Raw genomic sequence first — 6,357 nt, forward strand, 5'->3', positions numbered from 1 at the left:
ACGCTTCATCGACGAACACATGCGCCGCGTAGTCGAGCGATTCCCGACGCTGAAAGTGGTATTCGAGCACATCACCACCAGCGATGCCGCGCAGTTCGTCACCGAGGCCCCGGCCAACGTTGGCGCGACCATCACCGCGCAGCACCTGTTGTACAACCGCAACCACATGCTGGTTGGCGGCATTCGCCCGCACTTCTACTGCCTGCCGATCCTCAAGCGCAACACCCACCAGGTGGCGCTGCTGGACGCGGCCACCAGCGGCAACCCGAAGTTCTTCCTCGGCACCGACTCGGCACCCCATGCCCGTCACGCCAAGGAAGCCGCCTGCGGTTGCGCCGGTTGCTACACCGCCTATGCGGCCATCGAGATGTACGCCGAAGCATTCGAACAGCGTAACGCTCTGGACAAGCTGGAAGGCTTTGCCAGCCTGCACGGCCCGGCCTTCTATGGCCTGCCGGCGAACACCGACAGCATCACGCTGGTTCGTGAAGAATGGACCGCGCCGGACAGCCTGCCGTTTGGCGAGCAGACGGTGATCCCGTTGCGCGCTGGCGAAAAGCTGCGCTGGCGCCTGCTGGAGGAAAACGCGTGAGCGAAGACCTCTACGAAGACGACCAGGACACCCAGGGCAACAGCGGTTCGCGTCACCCGATGGCCGAGCGCTTCCGCGGCTACCTGCCGGTTGTGGTGGATGTGGAAACCGGCGGCTTCAACAGCGCCACCGATGCCCTGCTGGAGATTGCCGCAGTCACCATCGGCATGGACGACAAGGGTTTCCTGTTCCCCGAGCACACCTACTTCCACCGGGTTGAACCGTTCGAAGGGGCCAACATCGAACAGGCCGCACTGGAATTCACCGGGATCAAGCTGGACCACCCGCTGCGCATGGCCGTCAGCGAGGAAACCGCGTTGACCGACATCTTCCGCGGCATACGCAAGGCACTCAAGGCCAATGGCTGCAAGCGGGCGATCCTGGTCGGCCACAACAGCAGCTTCGACCTGGGCTTCCTCAATGCAGCAGTGGCGCGCCTTGACCTGAAGCGCAACCCGTTCCACCCGTTCTCCAGCTTCGACACCGCCACCCTGGCGGGTCTGGCCTACGGCCAGACCGTGCTGGCACGGGCCTGCCAGAGCGCCGACATCGACTTCGACGGGCGTGAAGCGCACTCGGCGCGGTACGACACCGAGAAGACGGCCGAGTTGTTCTGCGGCATCGTCAACCGCTGGAAAGAAATGGGCGGCTGGCGCGACTTCAACGACTGAGTTGCCAAACCATTCGCGGGCATGCCCGCGAAGAGGCCGGCACAGAAAGGCACAAAAAAACCGGCCACATGGGCCGGTTTTTTCATGCACGCAGCAATTACAGCTTGCCGGCGTTCTCGCTCAGGTAGGCAGCAACGCCTTCTGGCGAAGCGTTCATGCCTTTGTCGCCTTTTTTCCAGTTGGCAGGGCAGACTTCGCCGTGCTCTTCGTGGAATTGCAGGGCGTCGACCAGGCGCAGCAGTTCGTCCATGTTACGGCCCAGTGGCAGGTCGTTGATGATCTGCGAGCGGACAACACCGTTGGTGTCGATCAGGAACGCGCCACGGAAGGCAACGCCGCCTTCGGACTCGACGTCGTAGGCTTTGCAGATCTCGTGGGTCATGTCGGCAGCCAGGGTGTACTTCACCTGGCCGATGCCGCCGTTGTTGACCGGGGTGTTACGCCAGGCGTTGTGGGTGAAGTGCGAGTCGATCGACACGCCGATCACTTCCACGTTGCGGGCCTGGAAGTCAGGGATGCGGTTGTCCAGGGCGATCAGCTCGGACGGGCAGACGAAGGTGAAGTCCAGCGGGTAGAAGAACACCAGGCCGTACTTGCCCTTGATGGCCGAAGCCAGGTTGAAGCTGTCGACGATCTCGCCATTGCCCAGCACGGCTGGCACGGTGAAATCGGGGGCTTTCTTACCAACGAGTACGCTCATTGTAATCTCCTGATGAGGGTGAAAAACCGTTTGCCGGGCCAGACGGGCTTGCCCGACATCCAACAAAGGCCGACCATCATACACGGCTTCTGATGACAGGCCGAATCCATCAGGCAGTCAACCATCGGTCGCTCAAGCACGGCCCTTTCAGAAAGTCCTTTGACAAGCATTCTCATTAACATTAAGCTCCACCCCATCGACTCAACCAGCGATGGTCAGCCCTTATGTATGTGTGTCTTTGTGTCGGCGTTACCGACGGACAGATCCGCGATGCGATCTATGAAGGATGCTGCAGTTACAAGGAAGTGCGAGCCGCGACCAACGTCGCCAGCCAGTGTGGCAAATGCGCCTGCGTGGCCAAGCAAGTGGTCCGCGAGACCCTGACCGAGCTCCAGGTCAGCCAGGCAGCCCTGCCCTACCCGGTGGAATTCACTGCGGCCTGATTACCCCGAATTTGAAGAACCGGACCTCGTGTCCGGTTTTTTTATGCCTGTAATTCAATAAGTTAGCGTCCCAACGCGGTTCACAAACATTCTTATTCCTATTAATTTTCATTTATTATTCAACAACTTAGGTTTGACACTACTAACTATCGGGCTCAAACTTCCCTGTATTGGCACACTTCTACAGGGCAGGAACCCGTAATGAAAGGCGACGTAAGCGTCATCCAGCATCTCAACAAGATCCTCGGAAACGAGCTGGTCGCGATCAACCAGTACTTCCTGCACGCTCGCATGTACGAAGATTGGGGCCTGAACAAACTCGGCAAGCACGAGTACAAGGAATCCATCGACGAGATGAAGCACGCTGACAAACTGATCAAGCGTATTCTTTTCCTCGAAGGCATCCCCAACGTTCAGGACCTGGGCAAGCTGCTGATCGGCGAGCACACCAAGGAAATGCTCGAGTGCGACCTTAAACTCGAAAAGAAAGGCCTGGCCGACCTCAAGGCAGCCATCGCCCATTGCGAAACGGCTGGCGACTTCGGTTCGCGTGACATGCTCGAAGACATCCTCGAGTCCGAGGAAGAACACATCGACTGGCTGGAGACCCAGCTGGGTCTGATCGACAAGATCAGCATCGAGAACTACCTGCAATCGCAGATGGGCGAAGAGTAAAAGCTTCCCGCATAAAAAAACCCGCCAAGTGCGGGTTTTTTCATGTCTGCAGGCAGATCAGGCTTCGGAGGCCTTCGCCTTCGCAGCGGCGTCCTTGATCAGGGTCTGCAGCTCGCCGTTCTCGAACATCTCCAGCATGATGTCGCTGCCGCCAACCAGCTCACCGGCTACCCACAGCTGCGGGAAGGTCGGCCAGTTGGCATATTTTGGCAGGTTTGCGCGGATTTCCGGGTTCTGCAGGATGTCGACGTAGGCGAACTTTTCGCCACAACCCATCACAGCTTGCGATGCCTTTGCCGAGAACCCGCACTGCGGGGCATTCGGCGAGCCTTTCATGTAGAGCAGAATGGTGTTGTTGGCAATCTGCTCTTTGATCGTTTCGATGATATCCATGTAGCACCTCGGCTGAACTTTCCGACGTCGTCGTCGGCACGGTGACGCATTGTATCGGAAAGCCAGGCAGCATGCTCGGCCTTACCGTTCCTCACGCGGCCTCCACCTGCACGGGCACGCCATTGAGTGCAGCATTGCCGGAAACCTGATCGCGCAGGCGCTCATCGGTGAGGTCGTTGGCACTCACCCCCGGCTGGGCCCGGGCTACCTGCAACTGCACGCCCTTGCGTGCATGGCCGAAGCCATGGGGCAGGCTGACCACGCCGGGCATGATATCCGCGCAGGCCTGCACCTCCACTTCAAGGGTGCCGGTGCGCGAGCGGATGCGTACCCGCTGGCCATCCTGCAACTGGCGCTGCTGCAAGTCTTGCGGGTGCATCAACAACTGATGGCGTGGCTTGCCTTTGACCAGGCGCTGGAAATTGTGCATCCACGAGTTGTTGCTGCGCACGTGGCGACGTCCGATGAGCAGCAATTCGCCCGGTACCGGGGGCGGCTGTTGCGCCAGCCGCTGCAGGTCGTCCAGCAGTACCTGCGGCGCCGCTTCGACAGCCTTGCCGACCGTCGCCAGGCGCGCCGCGAGGTTGGCACGCAACGGTCCAAGGTCGAGGCCATGCGGGTGATTGTCCAGTGTCATGAGCGAAAGCTGCCATGGCGTGGCCTCGCCATAACGCCCCTTGCGCAGGGCCACGTCGATCATCTGTGCTGGCGCCAAGGTCGGTTTCAACTCCCGCTCGGCACGCTTGGCGAATGCCTGTGCAAGACCGACAAATATCTCCCAGTCGTGCAGCGCGCCTTGCGGCCTGGGCAGGATTGCCCGGTTGAAACGCGTCACGTTGCGCACGGCCAGCAGGTTGAAGGTAGTGTCGTAGTGGTCGTTCTCCAGTGCCGAAGTGGACGGCAGTATCAGGTCGGCGTGACGCGTGGTCTCGTTGATGTACAGATCGATGCTCAGCATGAAGTCGAGGCCTTCGAGCGCGGCATCCAGCTGGCGACCGTTGGGCGTGGACAGCACAGGGTTGCCGGCCACCGTTACCAAGGCACGCACCTGCCCGTCGCCGGGGGTCAGCATTTCCTCGGCCAAGGCCGCCACGGGCAGTTCGCCGGCATACTCCGGCAAGCACGAAACCCGGCTCTGCCAAGCGTTGAAGTGGCCACCGGAAGTGCTCGCCACCAGGTCGACGGCAGGCTCCGTGCACAACGCACCGCCTTCGCGGTCGAGGTTGCCGGTCACCAGGTTGATCAGTTGCACCAGCCAGTGGCAGAGGGTACCGAAGGCCTGGGTGGAGACACCCATGCGGCCGTAGCACACCGCCCGCTCAGCAGCGGCGAAGTCGCGTGCCAGTTGCCGAATCTGCGCTGGCGCGATGCCACAATGCGCGCTCATGGCCTCTGCAGTGAACGGCGCAAGCGCTTCGCGCACCTGCTGCAGCCCGTTGATGGGCAAATGCGAGCCCCGCGTCAGGCCTTCGGCAAAGAGGGTGTTGAGCACGCCGCCGAGCAGGGCAGCATCCCCGCCTGGGCGCATGAACAGGTGAGTGTCCGCCATCGCAGCCGTTTCGCTACGCCGCGGGTCGATCACCACCAGGCGCCCGCCACGTGCCCGCAGGGCCTTCAGGCGCTTTTCCACGTCTGGCACGGTCATGATGCTGCCATTGGAAGCCAGTGGGTTGGCGCCGAGGATCAGCATGAAGTCGGTGTGGTCGATATCGGGGACCGGCAGCAGCAGGCCATGGCCGTACATCAGGTGGCTGACGAGGTGCTGCGGTAACTGGTCCACCGAAGTGGCAGAGAAACGGTTGCGGGTTTTCAGCAGGCCGAGGAAATAGTTGCTGTGCGTCATCAAGCCGTAGTTGTGCACGCTCGGATTGCCCTGATAGACCGCCACGGCATTGCGCCCGTGGGCTTGCTGGACTGCCCACAGTCTGTCGGCCGCCAGGGTAAAGGCTTCATCCCAGCCAATGGCTTGCCAGCCCTTGCCCACGCGTTTGTGCGGCTGGCGCAGGCGGTCGGGGTCGTTCTGGATATCCTGCAGGGCCACGGCCTTGGGGCAGACATGGCCACGGCTGAACGGATCCAGGGGATCGCCCTTGATCGAGGTAATCAGCGCCCGCCCGTCGTCCTCGTGGCTGACTTCTATGTTTAACCCGCAAATCGCTTCGCACAGGTGACAGGCACGGTGATGCAGGGTCTTGGTCATGGCCGTCTCTGCCTTGTTGGTGTCGAGCAATGACTATGCGCCCGGCCCCTCCCCCCCGCCAGCGCGCTTCGCCGCGTGAATCCAGCGTCATCAGGCGCACGATTCGCGACAGCCATTTGCCAAATTGCCAGCAAGCCGTGTACAACCGTCTGTAGCAAATAAAAAACAGCACCGCCCTGCGGGTCGAGACACCCTTTGCAACATCCTTAGCGATCGGCAGCTGTTTCCCCTCTTGGTTTCAGGCGACATTTAATTATAGTATTGCGCCTTTCCCTATTTCGTCCGCCCCGTGCGGCTTACGCCGCAGGTCACTCCCGTTGTCAAAAAAAACCATACGGTCGACCTGCATACCGTTGCAGATAAGGTAGTCAATCATGAGCGCTAGGCACTTTCTCTCCCTGCTGGACTTCACCACCGACGAATTGCTCGGGGTGATCCGCCGCGGCATCGAGCTGAAGGACCTGCGCAAACGAGGCGTGCTGTTCGAGCCGCTGAAAAGCCGCGTGCTGGGCATGATCTTCGAGAAATCCTCGACCCGTACCCGGGTGTCGTTCGAAGCCGGCATGATCCAGCTCGGCGGCCAGGCGATTTTCCTGTCCCCGCGCGACACCCAGCTGGGCCGGGGCGAGCCGATCAGCGACAGCGCCATCGTGCTGTCGAGCATGCTTGACGTGGTAATGATC

6 protein-coding genes and 2 pseudogenes are annotated in these 6,357 nt (G+C 60.9%); 5 read left to right on the forward strand and 3 right to left on the reverse strand.

What is annotated here, in order from left to right:
- Together HP546_RS24035 and rnt are read left to right on the forward strand one after the other, a co-directional pair.
- Window positions 1–592 (forward strand): annotated as a pseudogene (locus HP546_RS24035) (dihydroorotase); the annotation flags it as partial.
- Between the two features lie 59 nt (window positions 593–651).
- Entirely contained in the window at window positions 652–1,263 is a 612-nt protein-coding gene (gene rnt / locus HP546_RS24040) for a ribonuclease T (RefSeq protein ID WP_372242459.1), read from the forward strand.
- 97 nt (window positions 1,264–1,360) lie between these two features.
- On the opposite strand, the gene HP546_RS24045 is transcribed toward rnt, so the two are convergent.
- On the reverse strand, window positions 1,361–1,963 hold the full coding sequence (locus HP546_RS24045) for a peroxiredoxin (protein ID WP_012273884.1): 603 nt from the start codon (window positions 1,961–1,963) through the stop codon (window positions 1,361–1,363).
- A gap of 224 nt (window positions 1,964–2,187) precedes the next feature.
- Between HP546_RS24045 and HP546_RS24050 the strand changes: the two genes are divergently transcribed.
- Window positions 2,188–2,406, forward strand: coding sequence for a bacterioferritin-associated ferredoxin (locus HP546_RS24050; protein WP_003254947.1), 219 nt, complete (start codon window positions 2,188–2,190; stop codon window positions 2,404–2,406).
- 201 nt (window positions 2,407–2,607) lie between these two features.
- Window positions 2,608–3,081, forward strand: a complete 474-nt coding sequence (gene bfr, locus HP546_RS24055; RefSeq protein ID WP_172230423.1) for a bacterioferritin — start codon at window positions 2,608–2,610, stop codon at window positions 3,079–3,081.
- A gap of 57 nt (window positions 3,082–3,138) precedes the next feature.
- On the opposite strand, the gene grxD is transcribed toward bfr, so the two are convergent.
- The gene (gene grxD / locus HP546_RS24060; protein WP_012313029.1) at window positions 3,139–3,474 is read right to left on the reverse strand and encodes a Grx4 family monothiol glutaredoxin; all 336 of its coding nucleotides are present in this window, start codon (window positions 3,472–3,474) and stop codon (window positions 3,139–3,141) included.
- A gap of 91 nt (window positions 3,475–3,565) precedes the next feature.
- Window positions 3,566–5,674: a molybdopterin-dependent oxidoreductase gene (locus HP546_RS24065; RefSeq protein ID WP_172230426.1), complete on the reverse strand. Its 2,109-nt coding sequence runs from the start codon at window positions 5,672–5,674 to the stop codon at window positions 3,566–3,568.
- Between the two features lie 374 nt (window positions 5,675–6,048).
- Here HP546_RS24065 and HP546_RS24070 point away from each other — a divergent pair.
- A pseudogene (locus tag HP546_RS24070) lies at window positions 6,049–6,357 on the forward strand (ornithine carbamoyltransferase); the annotation flags it as partial.

Origin of the sequence: Pseudomonas sp. CM25 (assembly GCF_013179705.1) — a bacterium.
Classification (GTDB): Bacteria; Pseudomonadota; Gammaproteobacteria; order Pseudomonadales; family Pseudomonadaceae; genus Aquipseudomonas.

Bases quoted from the DNA above. Each gene is read 5' to 3' on its own strand.
- rnt (WP_372242459.1), top strand. From the start codon at position 652: ATGGCCGAGCGCTTCCGCGGCTACCTGCCGGTTGTGGTGGATGTGGAA.
- HP546_RS24045 (WP_012273884.1), bottom strand. From the start codon at position 1,963: ATGAGCGTACTCGTTGGTAAGAAAGCCCCCGATTTCACCGTGCCAGCC.
- HP546_RS24050 (WP_003254947.1), top strand. From the start codon at position 2,188: ATGTATGTGTGTCTTTGTGTCGGCGTTACCGACGGACAGATCCGCGAT.
- bfr (WP_172230423.1), top strand. From the start codon at position 2,608: ATGAAAGGCGACGTAAGCGTCATCCAGCATCTCAACAAGATCCTCGGA.
- grxD (WP_012313029.1), bottom strand. From the start codon at position 3,474: ATGGATATCATCGAAACGATCAAAGAGCAGATTGCCAACAACACCATT.
- HP546_RS24065 (WP_172230426.1), bottom strand. From the start codon at position 5,674: ATGACCAAGACCCTGCATCACCGTGCCTGTCACCTGTGCGAAGCGATT.